The following is a 23669-nucleotide window of genomic DNA, read 5'->3' as shown; positions in this document are numbered from 1 at the left end:
CTGCTGAAGCAGGCTTTTTTTGCTGCCTCACAACGCTCGATGACAAGTAAATGGGGCCGGTTCGATGCGCATCAAGGGTTAAAACTAAAAAAAATTTCACTCTCTCGTCGATTCAGATCAAAGTTGGCCAAAAAGAGGCCGCTTATTATGCAGCGCCTCGCGCCCCCAGCGGTTTGCGCGGGTGTAAAACACGAACAACATCTTCAACGCTGCTTCTGAGGAATTATGAGCAATACCACGCTGGCGAATCCCGCCCCGTTGGGCCTGATGGGATTCGGTATGACCACCATCCTGCTCAACTTACACAACACCGGCCTGTTTGCGATGGATGTGATCATCCTGGCGATGGGGATTTTCTACGGCGGCATCGCACAAATTTTTGCCGGGCTGCTGGAGTATAAGAAAGGCAACACCTTCGGGCTGACCGCCTTTACCTCTTACGGCAGCTTCTGGTTAACGTTGGTGGCGATTCTACTGCTGCCAAAACTGGGGCTGGCAGAGGCGGCCGACGGCCACTTCCTTGGCGCGTATCTCGCGCTGTGGGGCGTGTTCACTGCATTCCTGTTTTTCGGCACGCTGAAGTCACCGAAAATGCTGCAGTTCATCTTCGCCAGCCTGACGCTGCTGTTTGCGCTGCTGGCTATCGGCCACCTGACCGACAACGCGGGGTTGCTGCGCGTTGCCGGCTGGATTGGCATTATTTGCGGTTCGAGTGCGTTCTATCTGGCGATGGGCGAAGTGCTGAACGAGAAGTTTGGTCGTACGGTATTGCCGATTGGCGAGTGACAAATGAATAGCGGAGCTGTTTGGCTCCGCTTTTTGCATTATGACGAGTGCAGCGACATATCTAACTGCGCATACTGCTGACGGCTATCGCGCCACAGCCAGATTCCCACCATAAAGCCAATTATCGCCAGCGCCAGCACATACCAGGCAGGCGCCATTGGCGTCAGGCTCATCATCAGCGTTACGCTAATCGGCGTCAGACCACCGAAAATCGCGTAAGCAACATTGTACGAGAATGAGATGCCGGTAAAGCGCACCGCCGCCGGGAATGCGCGCACCATCACCAACGGCACTACACCGACGACCCCCACGCTCAGGCCCGCTAAACCGTACCAAACAAACAGCATTTCCGGCGTGCTACTTAACTGATGGAAGAAGTTCCAGCTGCCGATCGCCAGCAGTATTGAACCGACCATCAGCGAACGCGCCGCGCCGAAGCGATCCACCAGCCATCCGGCGATAACACAACCCAGCAGCAGCATAATGGTGGCGAAGCTGTTGGCCTGCAGACTGAGCGCGGCGGGAATGCCATGCTGTTTTTGCATCAGCGTCGGCGCCATCAAAATCACCACCACAATGCAGGCCGACAGAAGCCAGGTGAGCAGCATCGAAATTACGATGCCGCGCTTATGGCTGGCAAAAATGGTTTGCAGCGGCATTTTTTCTGCCAGCGCTTTACGCTGCTGCATCTGCTGGAACACCGGGGTTTCATGCAGCCAGCGACGCAGATACATCGCCAGCAAGCCAAACACACCGCCGAGGAAGAAAGGAATGCGCCAGCCATGATCGCGCATCGCAGCCGGTGACAGCGTGGTGTTCAGCACCGTTGCCACCAGCGAACCGAGCAGAATCCCTGCGGTTAAGCCTGCGGTCAGCGTGCCGCAGGCAAAACCAATGCGTTTTTCAGGCACATGTTCGGCGACAAACACCCACGCGCCAGGCACTTCACCGCCGATAGCCGCGCCTTGCAGCACGCGCATTAGCAGCATCAATAACGGCGCAGCGATGCCAATGCTGGCATAAGTGGGCAATGCGCCCATCGCCAACGTCGGCAGCGCCATCAGCAGAATACTGAGGCTGAACATCTTCTTACGCCCCACTTTGTCACCAAAGTGCGCCATGATAATGCCGCCTAACGGACGCGCCAGATAACCCGCAGCAAAGATGGCGAAAGTCTGCACCTGACGCAACCATTCAGGAATGTCAGGCGGGAAGAATAGTTCGCCAATCACGGCGGCAAAGAAGACGAAGATAATGAAGTCGTAGAATTCCAGCGCCCCACCAAGGGCGGCCAGCGACAGGGTTTTGTAATCCTGCCCGTTGAGTCGGCGCGTTGCGTGCGTATCCATAATCCAGCGGTATCCAGAGGCAAAACAACTTATGTAAAGATTGAATTACTATACCGTCAATATTTTGCCACACCAGTGCCGCTGGATTTTATGCCTGAAAATGCCGATTTTTAGTCATTTGTCTCACGACGGGCGCTTTTTGGGCGAAAAGCTGCTACCACATCGGCATGAGTTTCCACATACGGCCCTTCCAGTAGCTGTAAACAATAAGGTACAGCGGCAAAAATCCCCGGCACCTTTACCGTTCCATCTTCCGCTTTCAGCCCTTCCAGCGTTTCTTTAATGGATTTTGGCTGGCCCGGCAGATTGAGGATCAGCGACTGCTTGCGGATCACGCCAACCTGGCGAGACAAAATAGCGGTCGGCACAAATTGCAGGCTAATTTGGCGCATCTGCTCGCCGAAGCCCGGCATTTCACGGTCGGCAACCGCCAATGTGGCATCTGGCGTCACATCACGCCGCGCCGGTCCGGTGCCGCCGGTGGTGAGGACCAAATTGCAGAACAGCTCATCGACCAGCTCGCAAATCGCCTGCTCAATCATTGGCTGCTCATCCGGTACCAGACGCGTTTCAATTTCAAACGGCGTAGCCAGCGCGGCGGTGAGCCAGCTCTCTAACGCCGGAATGCCCTGATCCTGATAGATGCCGTTAGCAGCACGATCGGAAACGGAAATTAATCCAATTCGTAAAGTATCCATAGAGTTATCGCTGTGGTTAGCTGCATGGCAGCAAATGACGTGAGTAGTTAGAAGGATAATACAAGAAGCGGGGGAAAAAACGTAAAACCGTGGCAGCGGTTGCCGCCACGGCCAATCACCTTACAGCAGCTCGGCGATCATCTTCTCAAGTTTGCCCTGATCGATGGCAAAGTTGCGGATACCTTCAGCCAGTTTGGTAACGGCCATTGGATCCTGGTTGTGCTGCCAGAAGAACTCAGCTTCGGTCATCTTCGCTGGACGCGCTTTCACTTCGCCGGTGTAGCTCAGTTTACGCTCAACGGTGCCTTCGCTCTCAGCCAGCTCTTTCAGCAGGCCCGGAGAGATGGTCAGACGGTCGCAGCCAGCCAGCTCAATGATTTCACCAACGTTACGGAAGCTTGCGCCCATTACCACGGTTTCATAACCGTGCTGCTTGTAGTAGCTGTAGATTTCAGCCACAGACACCACGCCTGGATCTTCGTGGGCTGCATACTCTTTCTTATCGGTGTTCTGCTTGTACCAGTCGAGGATACGGCCAACGAATGGGGAGATCAGGAACACGCCCGCTTCGGCACAGGCACGCGCCTGCGCGAAGGAGAACAGCAGCGTCAGGTTACAGTTGATACCTTCTTTTTCCAGCTGCTCAGCAGCACGAATGCCCTGCCAGGTTGACGCCAGTTTGATCAGGATACGGTCATTGCTGATGCCCGCATCGTTGTACAGTTTGATCAGGCTACGCGCTTTAGCGATGCTCGCTTCAGTGTCGTAAGAGAGGCGCGCATCGACTTCAGTCGAGATGCGACCAGGGATCAGTTTGAGAATTTCCAGACCAATGTTGACGGCCAGCTTGTCAGAAACCAGCGCCAGCTGATCTTCTTTGTTGCTGCTCTGCTGACGTGCCCAGGTAATGGCTTCGTCAATCAGTTTGCGGTATTCAGGGATTTGAGCGGCGTTGAGAATCAAAGAAGGGTTCGTGGTCGCGTCCTGCGGCTGGTAAAGTTTCATCGCCGCGATATCACCGGTGTCGGCGACCACAGTAGTCAGCTGACGCAAGGAAGTAAGTTTGTCCGTCATGGTTCTCTTTCTCTTAGGTTGACTGTCAGGGTGTAAAAGGCTGTTGCGATAATATCACGCACAAGTGACGGCGCAACACCACGAAGTGCCCTTTACGATAGCGCTAACAAATGGGAGCGATTTGCCGATCCATGCCGCTTTTTTGCTACACTCCTTGCGACATTTTCCCTTCAATTCCCTGATAAACCTGCGGGTCAAAGAGGACGTACACGATGCTGATGGTTATCTCACCAGCGAAGACACTGGACTATGAAAGCCCGCTGGCGACACAACGTTTTACCCAACCGGCGCTGTTAGAAAAATCACACCAATTAATTGACGTTGCGCGCGATCTTTCACCGGCGCAAATCAGCTCACTGATGGGCATTAGTGACAAGCTGGCGCACCTGAATGCCGATCGTTTTAACCAATGGCAGCCGCCCTTCTCGCTGGAGAATGCGCGTCAGGCGATCCTGGCGTTCAAAGGCGATGTGTATACCGGTTTGCAGGCCGAAACTTTTAGCGACGACGATTTTGACTTTGCCCAGCAGCACCTGCGCATGTTGTCGGGTCTTTACGGCCTGCTGCGCCCACTCGATTTGATGCAGCCTTATCGCCTGGAGATGGGCATCAAGCTGGCGAATCCGGCCGGGAAAGATCTTTACGGCTTCTGGGGCGATTTGCTGACTGAGAAGTTAAACGAGGCGATTGCTGAGCAAGGCGATGACGTGCTGATCAATCTGGCATCCGATGAGTATTTCAAAGCCATCAAGCCGAAGAAACTCAACGCCGAGTTGATCAAGCCGGTGTTCCTCGATGAGAAGAATGGCAAATTTAAAGTCATCAGCTTTTACGCCAAGAAAGCGCGCGGTTTGATGAGCCGCTATGTGATTCAGAACCGCCTGACCAACCCTGCGCAGCTGAAGAAGTTCGATGTGGATGGATATTTCTTTGACACGGCAGAAAGTAAAGATAACGAGCTGGTGTTTAAGCGCCGCGAACAGAAATAGTTCAGCAAGCGCTGCCCTGGATTGTGCTCGCTGCCCCCCTCCTTGGTTCGTGCTCGCTGCCCCCCTCCTCGGTCCTCCCCCATAAATGGGGGAGGAAGATGCTGCAATATGTGAGTTTGGAGGCTGCGTGTGGCAGCGTCTCCTTCCCCCGCTAGCGGGGGAAGGCCGGGATGGGGGACAGCGAGCACTGACCCCAGTCAGCACTTACTTCAGCAAAAACGCCCGCAGCTCCGCGAAATCGCCTTTCAGGTTGTGCGACAGCAGTGGCAAATCGGCGCGCTCGGCCAGCTCTTTTGGCAGCGGCAGATCCTGACCCAGAATCTCATCCACGCTCTCTTTGAACTTCGCCGGATGCGCAGTCCCGAGGAACAGGCCATATTCGCCCTCCTGCAGGTTGTCGCGCAGCAAACGGTAAGCAATCGCCGCATGCGGTTCAGAGATATAGCCAATCTCTGCCAGCTCGCGCATGGTGGATTTGGTAGTTTCATCGGTTACCGCGCCGTACGCCAGATCGGTCAAACGCCAGGTTTTGCGGCGGAACAGCTCTTCCACGCGCGGCCAGTTGTTCGGCTGGCTGACATCCATGGCGTTCGACAGCGTTGCTACCGTGGCGTTTGGCTGCCATGCGCCATTGCCGAGGAAGCGTGGCACGGTATCGTTCGCATTGGTCGCAGCGATAAAGCGCTTAATCGGCAGACCCAAAGATTTCGCCAGCAGGCCAGCCGTTAAGTCACCGAAGTTACCGCTCGGTACCGACACCACCAGCTGATTGCGCTTCTCTTGTGGCAGCTGCGCCACCGCTTCGAAGTAGTAGCAAATCTGCGCCAGCAGACGGCTAATGTTGATAGAGTTCGCCGAGTTCAGGCCAATCGCCTTTTTCAGCTCTTCATCATCAAACGCCTGCTTCACCAACGCCTGACACGCATCGAAATCGCCTTCAACCGCGATGGTTTCGATGTTGCCGCCCAGCGTACAGAACAGTTTCTCCTGCAGCGGGCTGATTTTGCCCTGCGGATAGAGAATCACCACGCGCACGTTTTCCATGCCGTAGAAGGCATGCGCCACGGCGGCGCCGGTATCGCCGGAAGTGGCGGTCAGAATGGTGATCTGCTCATCCGCACCGCTCACATAGGAAAGCATCTGCGCCATAAAGCGGCCGCCGAAGTCTTTGAACGCCAGCGTTGGACCGTGGAACAGCTCGAGGCAAGCCACATCATCGCTGACCTTCGCCACAGGCGCCGGGAAAGCAAAGGCGTTTTTCACGCGCTCGGCCAGCTGATGCGCCGCAATTTCATCGCCAATGTAGGCAGAGAGAATTTTGCTGCTGCGGCTGACGAAATCCATCTCCAGCATGGCATCGATATCGGTCAGTTCGAATTCCGGCAGTTCGAGCGGGAAAAACAGCCCTTGCTGCGAGCCGAGGCCCTGTTTAACGGCCTGAGCAAAACTAACCTGCTCGTTGTGATCCTTAAGGTTGTAGAGTTTCATGCGTTATCCCAATTTACGTGCGCCAGCCGTATCAAGACGGCAGATGTGGACGAAACCTTCTTCATTCTGCAGATAGTGCTGGCTCAGCCAGTCCGCCATCCGCTGTGCCGTTGCCATCTCGTTGCAAACGGCGAAAAGTGTCGGGCCGGAACCCGAAATGCCGCACGCCTGCGCGCCAACATCCTGCGCTGCTTTACGCGCATCGGCGAAGCCCGGCAGCAGTTTGGTGCGATACGGCTCGGCGATAACATCCTGCATAAGTTTAGCCGCCAGCCCAGGCTGACGCGTATGACAAGCGTGAATAAAGCCTGCCAGCAGGCGGCCATGCTTAATGGCATCCTCTTTGCGGTACTGTGCCGGCAGAATGGCACGCGCTTCGGCGGTGGAGACTTTAATCCCCGGATACGCCATCACCCACAGCCATTCGTCAAAGCACGGCACGTCCTGACTGATGATGCCGTTCTCTTCAATCATCAGCTGCACGCCGCCAAGGAAGCACGGCGCAACGTTATCAAAGTGTACGCTGCCGGAAATACGCCCTTCCAGCTCGCCCATCAGCGCCAGCAGTTCGGTGTCGTTGAGCGGTTTGCCGCAGAATTCGTTCATCGCCATCAAACCGGCAACCACCGAACAAGCACTTGAGCCGAGTCCGGAACCAATCGGCATATTCTTTTCCAGCGTCATCGCCACCGGAACTTGCTTGCCAATCGCCTGGCAAAAACGCTCCCAGCACTGATAAACGATGTTCTCCTGCGGATTGGTCGGCAGTTTGCTGACAAAACGCCCGGAGTTCACCAGGCTAAAGCTGTCGGCGGCTTCCACGGAAACACAGTCCCCCAGCAAGGTGCCATCCACCGGCGAAACCGCCGCGCCAAGCACATCAAAGCCGACGCTGACGTTACCTATCGAGGCCGGTGCATAAATTTTTACCATCATCAAACTCCCAACTTCCACGACAGCGTACGCAGCAGGTCAGCAAATACGCCCGCTGCTGTGACATCATTCCCTGCACCATATCCACGCAGAACCAGCGGGATTGGCTGATAGTAGCGGCTGTAGAATGCCAGCGCATTCTCACCGTTCTTCACTTTGTACAGCGGATCGTTGCCGTCCACCGCGTCAATCTTCACTTTGCAGACGCCACCCTCTTCTATCGCGCCGACGAAGCGTAATACTTTACCTTCGTCACGCGCTTTGGCAACGCGCGCGGCAAAGGCGTTATCCAGCTCCGGCAGACGTTGCATAAACTGCTCAACGTCGGCGATCTCCGTCAGGCTGGCGGGCAGCAGCGGTTCGATATCGATATCGCTAAGCTCCAGCTGATGCCCCGCTTCACGCGCCAGAATCAGCAGCTTACGCGCCACATCGGTGCCAGAAAGATCGTCACGTGGATCCGGCTCGGTAAAGCCCATCTCACGCGCCATTTTGGTCGCTTCCGACAGCGAAACACCCTCATCAAGCTTGCCGAAGATAAAGGAGAGCGAGCCAGAGAGAATACCGGAGAACTTGATCAGTTCATCCCCGGCATTCATCAGGTTTTGCAGGTTTTCGATCACCGGCAGACCGGCACCGACGTTGGTGTCGTACAGGAACTTTCGGCGCGATTTTGCTGCCGCTGCACGCATCTGCTGGTAATAATTCCACGACGACGTGTTGGCCTTTTTGTTCGGCGTGACGACATGGAAACCTTCGGCGAGGAAATCGGCATATTGATCGGCAACCGCCTGGCTGGAGGTACAATCGACGATCACCGGGTTTAGCAGATGATACTCTTTCACCAAACGCATCAAGCGACCAAGATTGAACGGCTCTTTGGCTTCGTTCAGTTCTGCCTTCCAGTTGCTGAGATCGATACCGTGTACGTTGGTCAACAGCGCCCGCGAGTTAGCGATGCCGCACACGCGCAGATCGATATGCTTCTGTTTCAGCCAGGTCTGCTGGCGATGCAGCTGATCCAGCAACGCTGCGCCCACACCGCCAACGCCGACCACGAACACTTCAATGACCTGATCGGTAGCGAACAGCATCTGATGCACCACACGCACGCCGGTGGTGACTTCATCGTTGCTCACTACCACCGAGATGGAACGCTCAGACGAGCCCTGCGCAATCGCCACGATATTGATGTTGGCTCGCGCCAGCGCCGAGAAGAATTTAGCCGAGATGCCGCGCAGCGTGCGCATGCCATCACCGACCACCGAGATCACCGCCAGCTGTTCCAGCACGTCCAGCGGATCGAGTAAGCCATCTTTCAACTCCAGATAGAACTCCTCCTCCAGCACGCGACGCGCACGCGCCTGCTCGCTTTGCGGTACGCAGAAGCTGATGCTGTATTCCGAAGAGGATTGGGTGATCAGCACCACGGAGATGCCGGTGCGTGACATTGCGGCGAAAACGCGCGCCGCCATGCCGACCATGCCTTTCATGCCCGGACCTGACACGTTGAACATCGCCATGTTATTCAGGTTAGTAATGCCTTTCACCGGATTCTCATCCAGCTCGCCTTCGCCACCAATTAAGGTGCCCGGCGCTTGCGGGTTAGCGGTGTTTTTGATCAGGCAAGGAATCTGGAACTGGGCGATGGGCGCGATGGTACGCGGATGCAAGACTTTGGCGCCGAAGTAGGAGAGCTCCATTGCTTCCTGATACGACATCGATTTTAGTAAGCGCGCATCAGGTACCTGGCGCGGGTCGCAGGTATAAACGCCGTCAACATCGGTCCAGATTTCACAGCAATCAGCGCGCAAACACGCAGCCAACACGGCGGCGGAGTAGTCAGAACCGTTGCGGCCCAGCACCACCAGTTCACCTTTCTCGTTCCCGGCGGTGAAACCGGCCATCAGGATAAAGTGATCGGCTGGGATCTGGCTGGCGGCGATGCGACGCGTGGATTCGGCGATATCAACGGTGGATTCAAGGTAATGACCAATCGCCAGCAACTTCTCCACCGGATCGATAACGGTAACTTTGTGGCCGCGCGCCTGCAGCAGCGCTTCCATAATAGCAATCGACAGCTTTTCGCCACGGCAGATGATGGCGGCATTCACAGCGTCCGGGCATTGGCCCAGCAGGCTGATGCCGTGCAGCACTTGTTTCAGCTGTGCAAATTCCAGTTCAACGCGGGTTTTCAGTCCGTCATAATCAAAGCCCGGCTGCGCATCACGCAAGCCTTGCAACAGATCGGCAAAAATACGTTCGGCATCGCTGATATTCGGCAACGTGTCCAGGCCGCTGATGGTTTTCTCAATCATCGCCACCAGATGATTGGTAATTTTTGCTGGTGCAGAGAGTACGGTCGCAACCTGTCCCTGTTGTGCATTGCTTTCCAGAATATCCGCCACACGGAGAAAACGTTCCGCATTGGCTACTGAGGTTCCGCCGAATTTCAGCACTCGCATATTTGAAGCTCTCCTGAATTTTTGCCGAAAAAAAAGCCCGCACTGTTTAGGTGCGGGCTTTTTTCTTTGTTTTTCCTGTATGCGTCAGCCCGCACCGTTACCTGTGGTAATGGTGGTGGTAATAATAATTGTGGTGTTCAGGCTGAGTTTACGCATTTAGATTTTTTTCTGTCTGTCTTTGTCTTGTCCGTCTGCCTTCCAGAAGTAAAGCAAAGCGCACGTTAAGTCAACGAATTTGTCTTAGCCGCGCCGTCCCTGGCGTTGCGCAGTGCTGCGCTTGCTGAGGCAAAAATTATCGCGATCGTTCAGGAGATGCGGCGGATTGCCGCATCAGTCACTAGCATCTCAGGATTTATCCGAGCAATTATCTATAAGTTTTTTTTCTACGTCGTGTAACAAACGATGCAGCATGGCGCTGTCACGCTGTTCCAGCAGGCCGATGCGCTGATCGATCCAGTCCGCCATTTTGACGTCATCACTCACATCCAGCTTGACCAGCAACTGATGAAAGCGCTGGCGCAATGCCTGCAACTGCTGCTCATTCGCCACTTCTGCGGTCTCAGCCGCAATCTGATTGAGCGCCGACAGCTGATAGCAATACACCATCACTGCCTGACCGAGATTCAGCGACGGATAATCATTGGCCATCGGAATGCCGGTTAACAGATCGACCTGCTCCAGCTCTTCATTGGTTAAGCCGCTGTCTTCACGGCCAAACACCAACGCGATGCGGCTCAGCCATTGGCGCTTCTCCTGCAGGATGTTTTCAACCTGGCTGGGCGTAGCGTAATAGCGGAATTTCGCGCGGCTACGTGCGGTGGTCGCTACGGAAAAATCGACATCCTTGAGCGCCTCGCTCAGCGTGGCGTAGGTTTTGACGTTATCGAGGATCTCACCGGCGCCGTGCGCCACTCGACGTGCTGCGGGATCTTGCCAGGCATCGCTGGCGACAATGCGCAGCTCGCTAAATCCCATGGTTTTCATAGCGCGAGCAGCCGCACCGATATTTTCCGGACGAGCGGGAGAGACAAGGATTAAGGGGAAATGCATGATTTTTCCATCGAACTGTTAACAACTCGCATTATGTTGGCATGCAGCAGAGAAAATACCAACTGCGGCTAGTGGAAAAATAAGATGTTAACGATGTTAAAAGAGGGATAAATCCAGCTGTAGTGGAAATTAGCGGGCATAAGCAAAATTATCGGACCTATTGAATATAAAACCCTTTTCTTTCATATCATTGAAATATAATTTCCTGTGTGTTTTAGTTTTGGTTTTATAAGGACGAAATGTAGCAAAAATGCTGCATTTTGTGAGCTAAACTAGCAATCCTGGAGAAGTTTTTCATAAAAGTGTTAACGTGCTACACTTGCATTTGATATAAGTCAACGAAGCGTTGTTTTTATGCTTATCGGTTGTTGTTGGTGCTGTTAGGTTGCTGTTAATACGGTTAGGATGAGCGCCTGTCCGAGATCCTCGGGGCGTGCAAATATCCATCCTGACTGGCTGAGCTAACACTGAAGTTGACGTAGATGGATGGTGTATTCCGAAGATTATTTCGTATACCGGTTGCAGCACATTAGCGTAACCGACGTACGCCCTGTTTTCGATTTGTTGGCAAATTTTAGGTAGCGAAACATGCAGACCCCGCACATTCTTATCGTTGAAGACGAACTGGTCACGCGTAACACCCTCAAAAGTATCTTTGAGGCAGAAGGTTACGTGGTCTATGAAGCCACCGACGGCGCCGAGATGCATCAGGTTTTGACGGACAATGACGTCAATCTGGTGATTATGGATATCAACCTGCCAGGTAAAAACGGTTTGCTGTTGGCGCGCGAATTGCGTGAGCAAGCAAACGTCGCGCTGATGTTCCTTACCGGCCGTGATAATGAAGTGGATAAAATCCTCGGTCTGGAAATCGGTGCCGATGATTACATCACCAAACCGTTCAACCCGCGTGAGTTGACGATTCGTGCACGCAATTTGCTGTCGCGCACCATGAATCTGGCGATGCCAAGTGAAGAACGCCGTACCGTTGAAAGCTATCGCTTCAACGGTTGGGAGCTGGATATCAACAGCCGCTCACTGATCAGTCCAAACGGCGACCAGTACAAGCTGCCGCGCAGTGAATTCCGCGCCATGCTGCACTTCTGTGAGAACCCAGGCAAAATCCAGACGCGTGGTGACTTGCTGAAGAAGATGACCGGCCGCGAGCTGAAGCCGCATGACCGTACCGTGGATGTCACCATCCGCCGTATTCGTAAGCATTTCGAATCCACGCCAGACACGCCAGAAATCATCGCCACCATTCACGGCGAAGGTTACCGCTTCTGCGGCGAACTGCAGGATTAAAAATTGAAAGAAAAAACGCCCGTCAGGGCGTTTTTTTATGCCTGCATCAATGCCACGGCATAATCGGCACGGCGCTCAGCGCATTCTTCGGCGATCCATCCACCACCTTGTCGGAATAGCTCAGGTACACCAGCGCATGACGTTTCTGGTCAAAGAAGCGCACCACCTGCAGCTTCTTAAACACCAATGATGTGCGTTTTTTGAACACCACTTCACCTTGCGCCTTGCCTTGTGCGATTTTCTCGCTAAGCTCTACCGGTCCCACCTGTTGACAGGAGATGGCCGCGTCGGACGTGTCTTCCGCCAAACCTAGTCCCCCTTTGATACCGCCGGTTTTTGCCCGGCTGATATAACAGGTTACATTTTTTACGTCGGGGTCATCGAAGGCTTCTACCACGATCTTATGATCGGGGCCAAATATCTTGAATACCGTGTCAACTGAGCCGATCTCTTCGGCCTGAACGCCAGCACTGAATACATATGTTGCCAACGTGATTATAAGAATACGAGCTATTGTCATTGAGTTACCATTGCCAATCGAATAGATGAGAATGTAATGTACCGTCAATCGAACAGAGAACCAAACCTAAAAGGGTTTTAACCCACATTGACTTAGCACACTCGATTAGCAAACCGCCCCCACGCTTTTGTGCATTTCGTGCTATTATTCGACGACTTCATAGTTGCGCCACCAGAGAGTTATGAGGATGTTTTATGGACCAAGCCGGTATCATTCGCGATTTGCTTGTCTGGCTGGAGAGCCATCTGGATCAACCGCTTTCATTAGATAACGTTGCGCAGAAAGCAGGCTACTCCAAGTGGCATCTACAGCGGATGTTCAAGGAAGTAACCAGCCACGCGATTGGTGCGTACATTCGCGCGCGTAGGCTGTCGAAAGCCGCGGTGGCGCTTCGCCTGACCAGCCGCCCCATCCTCGACATCGCGTTACAATATCGCTTCGATTCGCAGCAGACCTTTACCCGTGCGTTTAAAAAGCAATTCAACCAAACGCCGGCCTGGTATCGTCGCTCATCGGAGTGGAACTCGTTTGGCATTCGCCCGCCAATTCGTCTCGACGATAACAGCATGCCGGAAGCGCAGTTTGTCACGCTGCCTGAAACGGTGCTGGTCGGCCAGACGCAGAGTTACTCCTGTACGCTGGAGCAGATTTCCAGCTATCGCGATGAGATGCGCCTGCATTTCTGGAAGCAGTTCCTGCTGGAAACCGACACGGTGCCGCCGGTGCTGTATGGCTTGCATCAGGTGCGCGCCAGCCATGAAAAAGATGATGAGCAGGAGATTCTCTACACCACTGCGGTGCCTGCCGATCAGCTGGCAAAAAGCATGCAGTCGAATCAGAGCGTGATTGTGGAAGCCGGTGATTACGTGCAGTTCACCTACAACGGTGCGCGCAGCGCGCTGGGTGAATTTATCCTGCTGCTGTACGGCACTTGTATGCCAACGCTGGGATTAGTGCGTCGTCAGGGACAGGACATCGAGCGTTTCTACACGCACGGGGGTAAAAAGCGTAGCGAGCCGCCAACGGAAATCCGCTGCGAATACCTGATTCCGATTCGCCAACAGAATAACTAATAAAAAAATGCCGTCATCGCGACGGCATTTTTATTTTGGCTTAGCGTTGAAGCTCGTCTAACGCTGGCGCATCCAGATGCGACACATCTCCCGCCGTCTCAACCACCCAACCGGCCGCCAGCCACGCGCTCTGCTGATGATCCACGCGCGAGATCGAGCAATTCCGCAAACGCAAACGACGTTCCGCATGCGCAGGCAAACCGAGAATGGTACTGACCAACACGCCCAGCGCCATCCCGTGGCTGACAATCAGCGGACGGCTGCCGGCAGGCAACTCCAGCAGTGCATTCAGCGCTTCGTGCATACGCGTCGCCATCTCCGCCATCGATTCGCCACCCGGAATACGTCCAGCAGTGGTGCCATCCACCAGCGTTTTCCGCCAGTGTTCCTCTTCTTCGGTTAAGCCATCGAGTGGACGTTGTTCCAGGCAGCCCATATTGAGCTCGCGCAGACGCGCATCGAGCGTCACGGTGCAGCCACACGCATCGGCGATAATCTCTGCCGTACGCCGCGTCCGTCCCAAATCGCTGGCAATCACATGGGTAATGCCCAGCGATTTCACTCGCTCGCCCACTTGCTGAGCCTGCTGCTCACCTTTTTCCGTTAACGGGCTGTCAGACTGCCCCTGAATGCGCCGAGCCGCATTCCATACCGTTTCACCGTGACGAACAAGATAGACCTGTAGCATGCTTAATTTCCGTTATACTGCGACAAATTTGCCTCGAGGGTTCAAACAATTATGTACCATGTTGTCGCAGCCACCATCAACCCGGCAAAAATTCGCGCGATTGCTCAGGCGTTCAACGACGTTTTCGGCGAAGGATCCTGCCACATCGAAGGGGTTGAGGTCGAGAGCGGCGTCGCAGCCCAGCCACTTAGTGATGTTGAAACGCGAACTGGCGCACGTCAGCGGGTAGAGAACGCGCGTCAAACGCGTCCACGGGCCGATTATTGGGTGGCGATCGAAGCGGGCATTGAAGGCGATTGCGCCTTTGCGTGGATGGTGGTTGAAAACGCGCAGCAGCGCGGAGAATCACGTTCGGCCAGCTTTACGCTGCCGCCGATTGTCGTGGCAGGCTTAGCCGCCGGGCATGAACTGGGTGATGAGATGGCACGCTTAACCGGTGTGGAGAATATCAAACACAAAGGTGGCGCGATTGGTGCCCTCACCCACGGCCTGCTTAGCCGCTCCAGCGTCTACCATCAGGCGTTGATTCTGGCGCTGTGTCCGTTCACCCATCCGCTCTACAGCCAGCGTTAACCGCGGCCAAGACGCGCTTCCAGCCAGCGTTTCAGCTCTGGCGGCGCCTCTTTGAGACTATTAGACCCGCGCGTGATGGTGGCGATGCCGACGCCCAACTCATTCTTCAGTTCACGCTGGCTCATATCGCCGTTCATCAGCTCTTCAATAATGCGCAAACGCGTCCCGTAGGATTCACGTTCATCCGGCGTCATCATCAGTTGTAATAACGGCAGCGCCACGCCATCGGCAAAGGCATTTTGCATCAGTTCGATAAATCGCAGCCAGTTATCTTCAACAGGCTGAGCCGATTCCGGCTGGGAAGAAAGGGGTTGGCTCATGAAGGGCTTCCGTACTCATTAACGAGTACGGAAGCATAGCACAGTCAATACTGGCGATTCCACTCACTGTCGGCGAGAATCTTGTCCGGTTTGCCCATGAAGTAACGGTAATAGGCATCGTAGGCCAGCACGTTTTTCACGTAGCCACGCGTTTCGGAGAACGGGATGGTTTCGATAAACGCCACCGCATCCAGATTACCGCCGCTGGTTTTCTGCCAGCTGCGCACGCGTCCCGGACCGGCATTATAGGCGGCCGAAGAGAAGATGCGGTTCTGACCAAACTGCTGATAGACATACTCCAGATACTGCGTACCGATCTGAATATTGGTCTGCGGATCCAGCAGCTGGCTGCTGTTCACATAGCCGGGAATGTTATACATCTTCACGGTATGCGTCGCCGTAGCGGGCATCACCTGCATCAATCCGCTGGCGCCCACCGGTGAACGCGCTTTCGGATTCCACGCGCTCTCCTGGCGTGAAATCGCCATCGCATAACTCTGCGGAATGCCTTTGTCGCTGGTGTATTGCTGGTAAAGGTTTTGCCACGCCAGCGGGAAGCGCTCTTTCAGGCTATCCCACATTTTCGCGGTGATGGTGGCCTGCACGCTGAGATCCCACCAATCCTGCTCGTTAGCGTAACGCGCCAGCATCTGCTGCTGCGAACGGGTTTTGCTGGAGATCAGATTGGCCCACTCGCTGCGTGCCAGGTTATCCAGCCCCCAATACATCAGTTCACGCACGCGCGCCATTTCCGCACCTTGCGTCACGCTGCTGTCGGCTGCCGGAGCCTTGTCGACCTGCAACGGATACTCCACGCCCAAACGCTGCGCCGCGACCATCGGATAGAAGCCGCGCGCCTGCATCAGCTTCCGCAGAATATCGTTGGCTTCCTCTTTGCGGCCCTGCGAAATCAGCAAATCCGCCTGCCAGTATTGCCACTCATCTTTCTCTTTGGCTTCCACAGGCAAACGCGCGATCCAGGTATTGAGACCACGACGATCGTTCTGGCTCAGCGCCAGGCGTACGCGGCGCTCCACCAGCGCGGTAGATTCGCTGTTCATCACCACCGCATCACGCCAGCGCGCCTGCTCGCTGGTGAGATCCGCGCCCATCATGCGCCACACCACGGTCTCTTTCAGGTCCTGCTCATCGGCCTGGCTCATCTTCTGCGCCTGCACCAGCTGCGGGATCATCATGCGCGCGTTATCCATATCCTCACGCGCCACGCGGGCGAAGGCGTAGCTGGTCGCCATGCGGGTGAAATCGGTGGGTCCCATGCTGCTGGCAAAGGTGGTGACGGTTTGCGGATTCTGCTGCAGCGCAATCAGCGCGCTGGCGGTGGTTTGATAATCCGCCGGCAGCATTTTCGCCAGGTAATTCACCAGGCTGTCGTTACCGGCTTTCATCGCCAGACGAATACGCTCGAGAATGGTGATCGGCGAGAGTTGCCCGCTGGCTTGCCATACCGAAAACAGCTTGTCGCAGTCGTTCGGCAACGCGGTGCCGCGCAGCCAAATCTCTTTCGCACCGGCAAACGCCGCCTGCTGCTGGCCGGTCGCCCACTTAGCGTAGTACCAGTTACAGCGCGCCTGCACCGGTTTCGGTTCATCCGGGCTGAAGCTGAGTACGCCCTGCCAATCCTGACGGTTCGCCAGCACATTCACAAAGCGCGTTGAGAGCGAGCGTGCCGGTGGCAGCGTAGGATACTGTTGAATAAAGTTCTTCACCGCCAGCGGCGTCTCTTGATCGAGATCCTGCGCCAGCAGGCGATATTGCAGATACGGGTAGAGCGGATAATCCTGCAGCGTCGGCATCAGCTGCGTCACCTGGTCCATCTGTTTGTTATCCCAGGCTTGCTTGATTTGCGCATAGCGCTGTCGCTGCTGATCCAGCGAATCGGCCCATACGCTGCTGGCCGTGCTGACCAGACAGATCCCTAGCATCCAGTAACGCCACTTCTCCATTACGCTCTCCTCTCAGTGCTGCGATCCAGCTCATGCCAGACTTCCTTCATGCTAACCAGGCCAACCGTCTCTTGCCATGTTCTTCACAAAATTTACGCTCGCGCACCGCCGTTGCGCAGCGTTTGCGCCGCCGTTGTGCAATTTATCATCAGAAAAACGTATTACACATCAATTAACTACGCGGTTTCATCGGCTTACAAAAATGGCACGCGCTTTGCTCTGTTGAATTCCATCTTGTATACCAGTTGGAATTCACACATGGCATTGACCTTTGGCTTTACGCTCCAGGATTGGCAACGCAGTTACCAACAGGATCCACAACAGATTACCGCCTTGCTGGCGGCTCATCTCGACGCCATCGACGCGCAGGATAACGCGTGGCTCTATCTTGCCACGCCCGCGCAACTGCAGGCACAGATTGAACCGCTGCTGGCGAGCTATCAGCGCAACCCGGCGGCGCTGCCGCTGTTTGGCGTGCCGTTTGCGGTAAAAGATAATATTGATGTCGCCGGCTGGCCGACCAGCGCCGCCTGCCCGGCCTTCACCTACACCGCCGAAGCCGATGCCTTTGTTGTCGCGCAGCTCAAAGCAGCAGGCGCGGTGGTGATTGGCAAAACCAACCTCGACCAATACGCCACCGGCTTAGTCGGCACGCGTTCGCCGTTTGGTGCGGTGAGCAACACCTTCAATCCTGATTACGTCAGCGGCGGCTCCAGCTCCGGTTCTGCGTCGGTGCTGGCGCGCGGTCTGGTGGGCTTCTCGCTCGGCACCGACACCGCCGGTTCGGGCCGCGTGCCCGCCGGTTTTAACAACATTGTCGGCCTCAAGCCGACCAAAGGTTGGTTCTCTGCCAGCGGCGTGGTGCCCGCTTGCCGCCTCAATGACACCATTTCCGTTTTCGCGTTAACCGTCGAAGATGCCTTCGCGGTGGCTACCGCAGCGGGCGGCTATGACGCGGGCGATGCCTATTCGCGCAGCAATCCGCACACCGCGCCAGCCAGCTTCAAAGCGCAGCCCGATTTCGCCATTCCCGCCACGCCTGAATTCTTCGGCGACAAGCAAGCCGAAGCGGCCTGGCTGGCGGCGCTGGAGCAATTGCAGGCCGGCGGCGCCACACTGCATCCAATCGATTTTTCTCTGTTCCATCAACTCGCCGAGCAGCTCTATTACGGTCCGTGGGTTGCCGAGCGCACCGTGGCGGTGGGCGAGATGATCCATCGCCCGGAAGAGATGGATCCGGTGGTGTACGGCATCGTCAGCAGCGGCCTGAAATACACGGCGGTGGAAGCCTATCAGGCGGAATACCTACGCGCCGAACTGACGCGCCAGATTCAGCAAACGCTGGCGCAGTTCGATGCGCTGTTGGTGCCCACCTCGCCAACCATCCATACGCTGGACGAAATGCAGCAGGAGCCGGTGCACTACAACTCGCAGTTCGGCACCTACACCAATTTCACCAACCTGGCCGATCTCAGCGCGCTGGCGCTGCCTGCGCCGTTCCGCGCCGATGGATTGCCCGCCGGCATCACGCTGATTGCACCTGCGTGGCACGATCGCGCACTGGCTGGTTTTGGCCTGCGCTGGCAGCAGCAGATGGCGCTGCCGCTCGGTGCCACTGGCAAAGCAGCGCCCGCACAATCATACGCGCTGCCGATTTCAACCGATCACGTCCGCGTGGCGGTGGTGGGTGCGCATCTCACCGGCATGCCGCTCAACTTCCAGCTCACCACGCGCCAGGCGGTGCTGGTCGAGGAGACGCAAACCGCCAGCCATTACCGTCTGTTCGCCCTGCTCGATGGCCCGATTAAGAAGCCGGGCCTGCTGCGTGGCGAGAGCGGTGCGGCGATCACCGTGGAACTGTGGGATATCCCGCTGGCGCGCTTTGGCGAGTTCGTGGCGGAAATCCCGGCCCCGCTCGGCATTGGCTCGCTGACGCTGGCCGACGGACGCATCGTAAAAGGCTTTATCTGTGAACCGGCGGTGCTGTCGCAGGCGCTGGAAATTACCGAATTTGGCGGCTGGCGCAACTGGCTGGCCTCTCTGGGGAGTAAATAAGCATGTTCAGCACCGTTCTGATTGCTAACCGTGGCGAAATCGCCTGCCGCGCCATTCGCACCTTAAAACGCCTCGGCGTGAAAAGCGTCGCCGTCTATTCCGATGCTGACCGCAACGCGCGCCACGTCAAAGAAGCAGACGTCGCCATCGCCCTCGGCGGCGACAAAGCCAGCGACAGCTATTTACGCATCGATAAAATCCTCGCCGCCGCGCAGGAAACCGGCGCGCAAGCCATTTGGCCGGGCTACGGTTTCCTGTCAGAAAGCCTGCCGTTTGCCGATGCCTGTGAAAAAGCCGGCATCGCCTTTGTCGGCCCCACCGCGCAGCAGATTGGCGAGTTTGGCCTGAAACACCGCGCGCGTGAGCTCGCCGCCAGCGCAGGCGTGCCGATGACGCCGGGCACGCCGCTGCTGAGTTCGCTGGAAGAAGCTTTAAGCGCCGCCGACACCATCGGCTATCCGGTGATGCTGAAAAGCACGGCAGGCGGTGGCGGCATTGGCCTGACGCGCTGCGCCGACGCCGATGCGCTGCGCAATGCGTGGGAGAGCGTGCGCCGCCTTGGCGAGCAGTTCTTCAGCGATGCGGGCGTGTTTTTAGAACGCTGCATCGATCGCGCGCGCCACGTTGAAGTGCAGATTTTTGGCGACGGCAGCGGCAAAGTGATCGCGCTCGGCGAACGCGACTGTTCGCTGCAGCGCCGCAACCAGAAAGTGGTGGAAGAGACGCCTGCCCCCAATCTGCCGCAGGCAACGCGTGAAGCGCTGCTCTCTTCTGCAGTACGCCTTGGCGAGCTGGTGAATTATCGCAGCGCCGGTACGGTGGAATACATCTACGACGCCGAACAAGATGCCTTCTACTTCCTCGAAGTAAACACCCGCCTGCAGGTTGAACATCCTGTCACCGAATGCGTCACCGGCCTCGATCTGGTTGAGTGCATGCTGAAAGTCGCCGCTGGCGATGCCCTCGACTGGGCGCGCCTGCAGCAAGCGCCCGCTGGCGCATCGATTGAAGTGCGTATCTACGCCGAAGATCCGCTGAAAAACTTCCAGCCCAGCCCCGGCGTGCTGACCCACGTCAGTTTCCCGGATGACGTGCGCGTTGATGGCTGGATCGCTACCGGCACCGAAGTCTCGGCGTTTTACGATCCGATGGTCGCCAAACTGATCGTGCATGCCGACACGCGCGCAGCGGCGCTGGCGAAGATGCAGCAGGCGCTCGACGCCACGCAGCTGCACGGCATCGCCAGCAATCTCGATTATCTGCGCCAGATCGTCGCCACCGACGCCTTCCGCAGCGGCAACGTGTGGACGCGCTTCCTCGATAGCTTCACACCAGCCGCCAGCGTGATTGAAGTGCTGCAACCCGGCACCTTCAGCAGCATTCAGGATTTCCCTGGCCGCCTCGGTTATTGGGATATCGGCGTGCCACCGTCCGGCCCAATGGACGATTTCGCCTTCCGCCTCGCCAACCGCATTGTTGGCAACCACGACAGCGCCGCCGGACTGGAATTCACGCTGCAAGGCCCCACGCTGCGCTTCCACAGCGATGCCGTTATCGCCCTGACCGGCGCTGATTGCCCAGCCGACGTCGATGGCGAAAACATCGCCTACTGGCAGCCCGTCAGCGTCATAGCGGGACAAACCCTGACGCTGGGCCGCGCGCAGAGCGGCTGCCGCACCTACTTAGCGGTACGCAACGGGTTCGATGTGCCGGAATATCTCGGCAGCCGATCCACCTTCTCACTCGGCCAGTTTGGCGGCCACGCCGGACGCACTCTGCGCGTCGCCGACATGCTGCCAATTTCTCAGCCGCAGCTCGCTGCCTGCACCACGCCCGCGCCGGTCAGCGCACCGCAGGCGCTCGATCATGCGCTGGTGCCGCACTACGGCACTGAATGGCGCATCGGCGTATTGTATGGACCGCATGGCGCACCGGATTTCTTCACTCAGGCGGCGATTGATGAGTTCTTTGCCAGCGACTGGCAGGTGCACTACAACTCCAACCGCCTCGGCGTGCGTTTGGTTGGCCCGAAACCGACATGGACGCGCGCCAACGGCGGCGAAGCCGGCCTGCATCCGTCCAACGTGCATGACTGCGAATACGCCATCGGCGCGGTGAACTTCACCGGCGACTTCCCGGTGATCCTGACGCACGACGGCCCTAGCCTCGGCGGCTTCGTCTGCCCGGTGACCATCGCCAAAGCCGAACTGTGGAAAGTCGGCCAGGTGAAACCGGGCGATAAAATTCGCTTCCACCCAATCAGCGCCGACGAAGCGGTGGCGCTGGAAAAAGCCCAGGCGCACAGCGTGGCCACGCTGCGCAGCAGCCACGCGCCGGCCTTTGCGGTGCCCTCTTTAGCAGCCAGCGCTATCGGTTCCGCCACCTTGCTGGCGGCGCTCCCCGCCACGGCAACCACGCCAGCGGCGGTTTATCGCCAGGCGGGCGACAAATATGTGCTGATTGAGTACGGCGATAACGTGCTGGATCTGGCGCTGCGTCTGCGCGTGCATCTGCTGATGAATGCGCTACGTGAACGCGCGGTGCCGGGCGTGGAAGAGCTGTCGCCGGGCGTGCGCTCTCTGCAGGTACGCTACGACAGCCTGATTCTCAGCCAGAAACAGCTGATGCAGCTGCTGCTGGAACTGGAAGCCGGGCTCGGCGATGTCAGCCAGCTGAAAGTGCCGTCGCGCATTGTCTGGATGCCGATGGCCTTCGAAGATAGCGCCACGCTCGGCGCGGTCGAACGTTATCAGGAAACCGTGCGTGCCAGCGCGCCGTGGCTGCCAAATAACGTCGATTTTATCCAGCGTATTAATGGCCTGCCGAGCCGCGAAGCGGTGCGCGACACCCTTTTTGATGCCAGCTACCTGATTCTCGGCCTTGGCGATGTCTATCTCGGCGCGCCGTGCGCGGTACCGATCGATCCACGCCATCGCCTGCTGAGCTCCAAATACAGCCCGGCGCGCACCTTTACCGCCGAAGGCACGGTTGGCATTGGCGGCATGTACATGTGCATCTACGGCATGGATTCACCCGGCGGTTATCAGCTGGTGGGCCGCACGCTGCCAATCTGGAACAAGTTCCTCAAAAATGAACAGTTTGCGGCCGACGAGCCGTGGCTGCTGCACTTCTTCGATCAGGTGCGCTTTTATCCGGTAACGGAAAACGAACTGACGCAGCTGCGCGATGACTTCCGCGAAGGCCGCGCCACGGTGCGCATCGAAGAAACGGTCTTCGACTTCGCCGCCCATCATCAATTCCTGGCGGAAAATGCCGCATCGATCAGTGATTTCCGCCAGCGTCAGTCCGCCGCCTTCGAACAGGAAGTGACGCTGTGGGCGCAGGAAGAGCAGAACGCGCCGCTCACCAGCGAGGAGACGCTGGTGGTGGCCGAAGCCGACGACGATGCGCTGGCGGTGTGCGCCGATATGAACGGCAACATCTGGAAAGTGCTGGTGCAGCCGGGCGACGCGGTGGAAGCCGGTCAAACGCTGATCATCGTGGAAGCGATGAAAATGGAACTGGCGATTGTCGCGCCGCAGGCCGGCACGGTGAAACGCATTGCCTGCCAGGCAGGACGTCCGGTGAGTCCGGGCGATGCCCTGCTGTGGCTGGAATAAGGAGCTGGCATGAACACGAGCCCTCGTAGCAAAGGTCGTCCGGAAGCACTGGCCGAAAAGGTTTATCAGGCGCTGAAACAGGACATTTTTGAGTTCCGACTGATGCCGGGCGATCGCTTCAGCGAAAACGAAATCGCCGATCGGCTGGAAGTGAGCCGCACGCCGGTGCGTCAGGCGCTGTTCTGGCTGGAGCGCGAGGGCTACGTCGAAGTGTGGTTCCGCAGCGGCTGGCAGGTGAAGCCGTTTGACTTTGAATATTTCGAAGAGCTGTACGACTTTCGCACCGTGCTGGAGTGCGAAGCGGTGCGCCGCTTGTGCGCACTGCCCGCACCGCAGTGCATCGACATGCTCACCGCGCTGAAAAGCTTCTGGATGGATGCACCGCCTCTGGCGGATGGCAAAGCGGTTTCGGCGCAGGATGAAGCCTTTCACATGGCGCTGGTGGCCGCCGCTGGCAATCAGGAGATGGCGCGCATCCACGCCGAACTGACCGAAAAAATCCGCATCATTCGCCGTCTCGATTTTACCCGAGACGACCGAATGGAGGCGACATACCGCGAGCACGCTCAGATTTTACGGGCGATTTTCCAGCAACAAACCGAGGAGGCGCAGCGCATTTTAACCGACCACATCGCCGTCAGTAAGGCAGAGGTCAGAAAGATCACATTGCATATGTTACAGCAGGCTCGACTTCAACCCATTGAATAACAATACAAACA

The 23669-nt window shown here is 56.8% G+C and carries 20 protein-coding genes and 1 other annotated feature; of the genes, 8 read left to right on the top strand and 12 right to left on the bottom strand.

All coding sequences use genetic code 11. From position 1 onward, the window contains the following. Positions 1 to 225: 225 nt before the first annotated feature. Positions 226 to 786 (top strand): acetate uptake transporter, encoded by a 561-nt coding sequence (gene satP, locus ACYAC5_RS03305; protein WP_101762154.1) that lies wholly within the window; start codon positions 226 to 228, stop codon positions 784 to 786. A 38-nt stretch (positions 787 to 824) separates the two neighbouring features. Here satP and ACYAC5_RS03300 read toward each other — a convergent pair whose 3' ends face one another. From ACYAC5_RS03300 to tal, 3 genes are all read right to left on the bottom strand, one after another. Beyond that, complete coding sequence (locus ACYAC5_RS03300; protein WP_192235756.1) at positions 825 to 2135, bottom strand: MFS transporter; 1311 nt, start codon at positions 2133 to 2135, stop codon at positions 825 to 827. A 110-nt stretch (positions 2136 to 2245) separates the two neighbouring features. After that, the gene (gene mog / locus ACYAC5_RS03295; protein WP_101762156.1) at positions 2246 to 2833 is read right to left on the bottom strand and encodes a molybdopterin adenylyltransferase; all 588 of its coding nucleotides are present in this window, start codon (positions 2831 to 2833) and stop codon (positions 2246 to 2248) included. 120 nt (positions 2834 to 2953) lie between these two features. After that, positions 2954 to 3907: a transaldolase gene (gene tal / locus ACYAC5_RS03290; RefSeq protein WP_137385129.1), complete on the bottom strand. Its 954-nt coding sequence runs from the start codon at positions 3905 to 3907 to the stop codon at positions 2954 to 2956. A 212-nt stretch (positions 3908 to 4119) separates the two neighbouring features. Here tal and yaaA point away from each other — a divergent pair, with 212 nt between their 5' ends. Beyond that, on the top strand, positions 4120 to 4896 hold the full coding sequence (gene yaaA, locus ACYAC5_RS03285) for a peroxide stress protein YaaA (protein ID WP_222234420.1): 777 nt from the start codon (positions 4120 to 4122) through the stop codon (positions 4894 to 4896). A 204-nt stretch (positions 4897 to 5100) separates the two neighbouring features. Here yaaA and thrC read toward each other — a convergent pair whose 3' ends face one another. From thrC to ACYAC5_RS03260, 5 genes are all read right to left on the bottom strand, one after another. Beyond that, the gene (gene thrC, locus ACYAC5_RS03280; RefSeq protein WP_008108676.1) at positions 5101 to 6384 is read right to left on the bottom strand and encodes a threonine synthase; all 1284 of its coding nucleotides are present in this window, start codon (positions 6382 to 6384) and stop codon (positions 5101 to 5103) included. Between the two features lie 3 nt (positions 6385 to 6387). Further along, complete coding sequence (gene thrB, locus ACYAC5_RS03275) at positions 6388 to 7317, bottom strand: homoserine kinase (protein ID WP_462062945.1); 930 nt, start codon at positions 7315 to 7317, stop codon at positions 6388 to 6390. Between the two features lie 2 nt (positions 7318 to 7319). Then, entirely contained in the window at positions 7320 to 9782 is a 2463-nt protein-coding gene (gene thrA, locus ACYAC5_RS03270; protein WP_110867500.1) for a bifunctional aspartate kinase/homoserine dehydrogenase I, read from the bottom strand. A gap of 26 nt (positions 9783 to 9808) precedes the next feature. Next, positions 9809 to 9931 (bottom strand) — a sequence feature (Thr leader region). Further along, complete coding sequence (thrL, locus tag ACYAC5_RS03265) at positions 9867 to 9938, bottom strand: thr operon leader peptide (protein WP_071531027.1); 72 nt, start codon at positions 9936 to 9938, stop codon at positions 9867 to 9869. It overlaps the preceding feature by 65 nt. Positions 9939 to 10127: 189 nt before the next feature. Beyond that, a complete protein-coding gene (locus ACYAC5_RS03260) occupies positions 10128 to 10832 on the bottom strand; it encodes a tRNA/rRNA methyltransferase (RefSeq protein ID WP_101762160.1) in 705 nt (234 codons plus the stop codon). Between the two features lie 588 nt (positions 10833 to 11420). Between ACYAC5_RS03260 and arcA the strand changes: the two genes are divergently transcribed. After that, positions 11421 to 12137, top strand: coding sequence for a two-component system response regulator ArcA (gene arcA / locus ACYAC5_RS03255; RefSeq protein ID WP_137385127.1), 717 nt, complete (start codon positions 11421 to 11423; stop codon positions 12135 to 12137). Positions 12138 to 12183: 46 nt separating this feature from the next. Here arcA and creA read toward each other — a convergent pair whose 3' ends face one another. Then, positions 12184 to 12657 (bottom strand): protein CreA, encoded by a 474-nt coding sequence (gene creA, locus ACYAC5_RS03250; protein ID WP_101762161.1) that lies wholly within the window; start codon positions 12655 to 12657, stop codon positions 12184 to 12186. A 194-nt stretch (positions 12658 to 12851) separates the two neighbouring features. Here creA and robA point away from each other — a divergent pair, with 194 nt between their 5' ends. Next, a complete protein-coding gene (gene robA, locus ACYAC5_RS03245; RefSeq protein WP_101762162.1) occupies positions 12852 to 13730 on the top strand; it encodes an MDR efflux pump AcrAB transcriptional activator RobA in 879 nt (292 codons plus the stop codon). A 40-nt stretch (positions 13731 to 13770) separates the two neighbouring features. On the opposite strand, the gene gpmB is transcribed toward robA, so the two are convergent. Beyond that, positions 13771 to 14418: a 2,3-diphosphoglycerate-dependent phosphoglycerate mutase GpmB gene (gene gpmB / locus ACYAC5_RS03240; RefSeq protein WP_101762163.1), complete on the bottom strand. Its 648-nt coding sequence runs from the start codon at positions 14416 to 14418 to the stop codon at positions 13771 to 13773. 51 nt (positions 14419 to 14469) lie between these two features. Here gpmB and yjjX point away from each other — a divergent pair, with 51 nt between their 5' ends. After that, positions 14470 to 14991 (top strand): inosine/xanthosine triphosphatase, encoded by a 522-nt coding sequence (gene yjjX, locus ACYAC5_RS03235; protein ID WP_217549141.1) that lies wholly within the window; start codon positions 14470 to 14472, stop codon positions 14989 to 14991. On the opposite strand, the gene trpR is transcribed toward yjjX, so the two are convergent. Beyond that, complete coding sequence (gene trpR / locus ACYAC5_RS03230) at positions 14988 to 15311, bottom strand: trp operon repressor (protein WP_101762165.1); 324 nt, start codon at positions 15309 to 15311, stop codon at positions 14988 to 14990. The two genes, yjjX and trpR, sit on opposite strands and share 4 nt — an antisense overlap. Positions 15312 to 15355: 44 nt before the next feature. Then, positions 15356 to 17275: a murein transglycosylase gene (sltY, locus tag ACYAC5_RS03225; protein WP_110867496.1), complete on the bottom strand. Its 1920-nt coding sequence runs from the start codon at positions 17273 to 17275 to the stop codon at positions 15356 to 15358. Between the two features lie 258 nt (positions 17276 to 17533). Between sltY and atzF the strand changes: the two genes are divergently transcribed. From atzF to ACYAC5_RS03210, 3 genes are read left to right on the top strand one after another with little or no spacing between them, the layout of a single operon-like run. After that, a complete protein-coding gene (gene atzF / locus ACYAC5_RS03220; protein ID WP_309835992.1) occupies positions 17534 to 19330 on the top strand; it encodes an allophanate hydrolase in 1797 nt (598 codons plus the stop codon). 2 nt (positions 19331 to 19332) lie between these two features. Further along, complete coding sequence (gene uca, locus ACYAC5_RS03215; RefSeq protein ID WP_309835995.1) at positions 19333 to 22950, top strand: urea carboxylase; 3618 nt, start codon at positions 19333 to 19335, stop codon at positions 22948 to 22950. A 9-nt stretch (positions 22951 to 22959) separates the two neighbouring features. Then, the gene (locus tag ACYAC5_RS03210; protein WP_192412422.1) at positions 22960 to 23658 is read left to right on the top strand and encodes a GntR family transcriptional regulator; all 699 of its coding nucleotides are present in this window, start codon (positions 22960 to 22962) and stop codon (positions 23656 to 23658) included. Positions 23659 to 23669: the final 11 nt, after the last annotated feature.

It is taken from the genome of Pantoea sp. y20 (assembly GCF_054903455.1).
This window is presented reverse-complemented; position numbering and strand designations above follow the sequence as displayed.

Bases quoted from the DNA above. Each gene is read 5' to 3' on its own strand.
- robA (WP_101762162.1), top strand. From the start codon at position 12,852: ATGGACCAAGCCGGTATCATTCGCGATTTGCTTGTCTGGCTGGAGAGC.
- thrB (WP_462062945.1), bottom strand. From the start codon at position 7,317: ATGGTAAAAATTTATGCACCGGCCTCGATAGGTAACGTCAGCGTCGGC.
- ACYAC5_RS03210 (WP_192412422.1), top strand. From the start codon at position 22,960: ATGAACACGAGCCCTCGTAGCAAAGGTCGTCCGGAAGCACTGGCCGAA.
- yjjX (WP_217549141.1), top strand. From the start codon at position 14,470: ATGTACCATGTTGTCGCAGCCACCATCAACCCGGCAAAAATTCGCGCG.
- satP (WP_101762154.1), top strand. From the start codon at position 226: ATGAGCAATACCACGCTGGCGAATCCCGCCCCGTTGGGCCTGATGGGA.
- arcA (WP_137385127.1), top strand. From the start codon at position 11,421: ATGCAGACCCCGCACATTCTTATCGTTGAAGACGAACTGGTCACGCGT.
- yaaA (WP_222234420.1), top strand. From the start codon at position 4,120: ATGCTGATGGTTATCTCACCAGCGAAGACACTGGACTATGAAAGCCCG.
- thrC (WP_008108676.1), bottom strand. From the start codon at position 6,384: ATGAAACTCTACAACCTTAAGGATCACAACGAGCAGGTTAGTTTTGCT.
- sltY (WP_110867496.1), bottom strand. From the start codon at position 17,275: ATGGAGAAGTGGCGTTACTGGATGCTAGGGATCTGTCTGGTCAGCACG.
- ACYAC5_RS03300 (WP_192235756.1), bottom strand. From the start codon at position 2,135: ATGGATACGCACGCAACGCGCCGACTCAACGGGCAGGATTACAAAACC.
- creA (WP_101762161.1), bottom strand. From the start codon at position 12,657: ATGACAATAGCTCGTATTCTTATAATCACGTTGGCAACATATGTATTC.
- thrA (WP_110867500.1), bottom strand. From the start codon at position 9,782: ATGCGAGTGCTGAAATTCGGCGGAACCTCAGTAGCCAATGCGGAACGT.
- mog (WP_101762156.1), bottom strand. From the start codon at position 2,833: ATGGATACTTTACGAATTGGATTAATTTCCGTTTCCGATCGTGCTGCT.
- ACYAC5_RS03260 (WP_101762160.1), bottom strand. From the start codon at position 10,832: ATGCATTTCCCCTTAATCCTTGTCTCTCCCGCTCGTCCGGAAAATATC.
- tal (WP_137385129.1), bottom strand. From the start codon at position 3,907: ATGACGGACAAACTTACTTCCTTGCGTCAGCTGACTACTGTGGTCGCC.
- trpR (WP_101762165.1), bottom strand. From the start codon at position 15,311: ATGAGCCAACCCCTTTCTTCCCAGCCGGAATCGGCTCAGCCTGTTGAA.
- gpmB (WP_101762163.1), bottom strand. From the start codon at position 14,418: ATGCTACAGGTCTATCTTGTTCGTCACGGTGAAACGGTATGGAATGCG.
- uca (WP_309835995.1), top strand. From the start codon at position 19,333: ATGTTCAGCACCGTTCTGATTGCTAACCGTGGCGAAATCGCCTGCCGC.
- atzF (WP_309835992.1), top strand. From the start codon at position 17,534: ATGGCATTGACCTTTGGCTTTACGCTCCAGGATTGGCAACGCAGTTAC.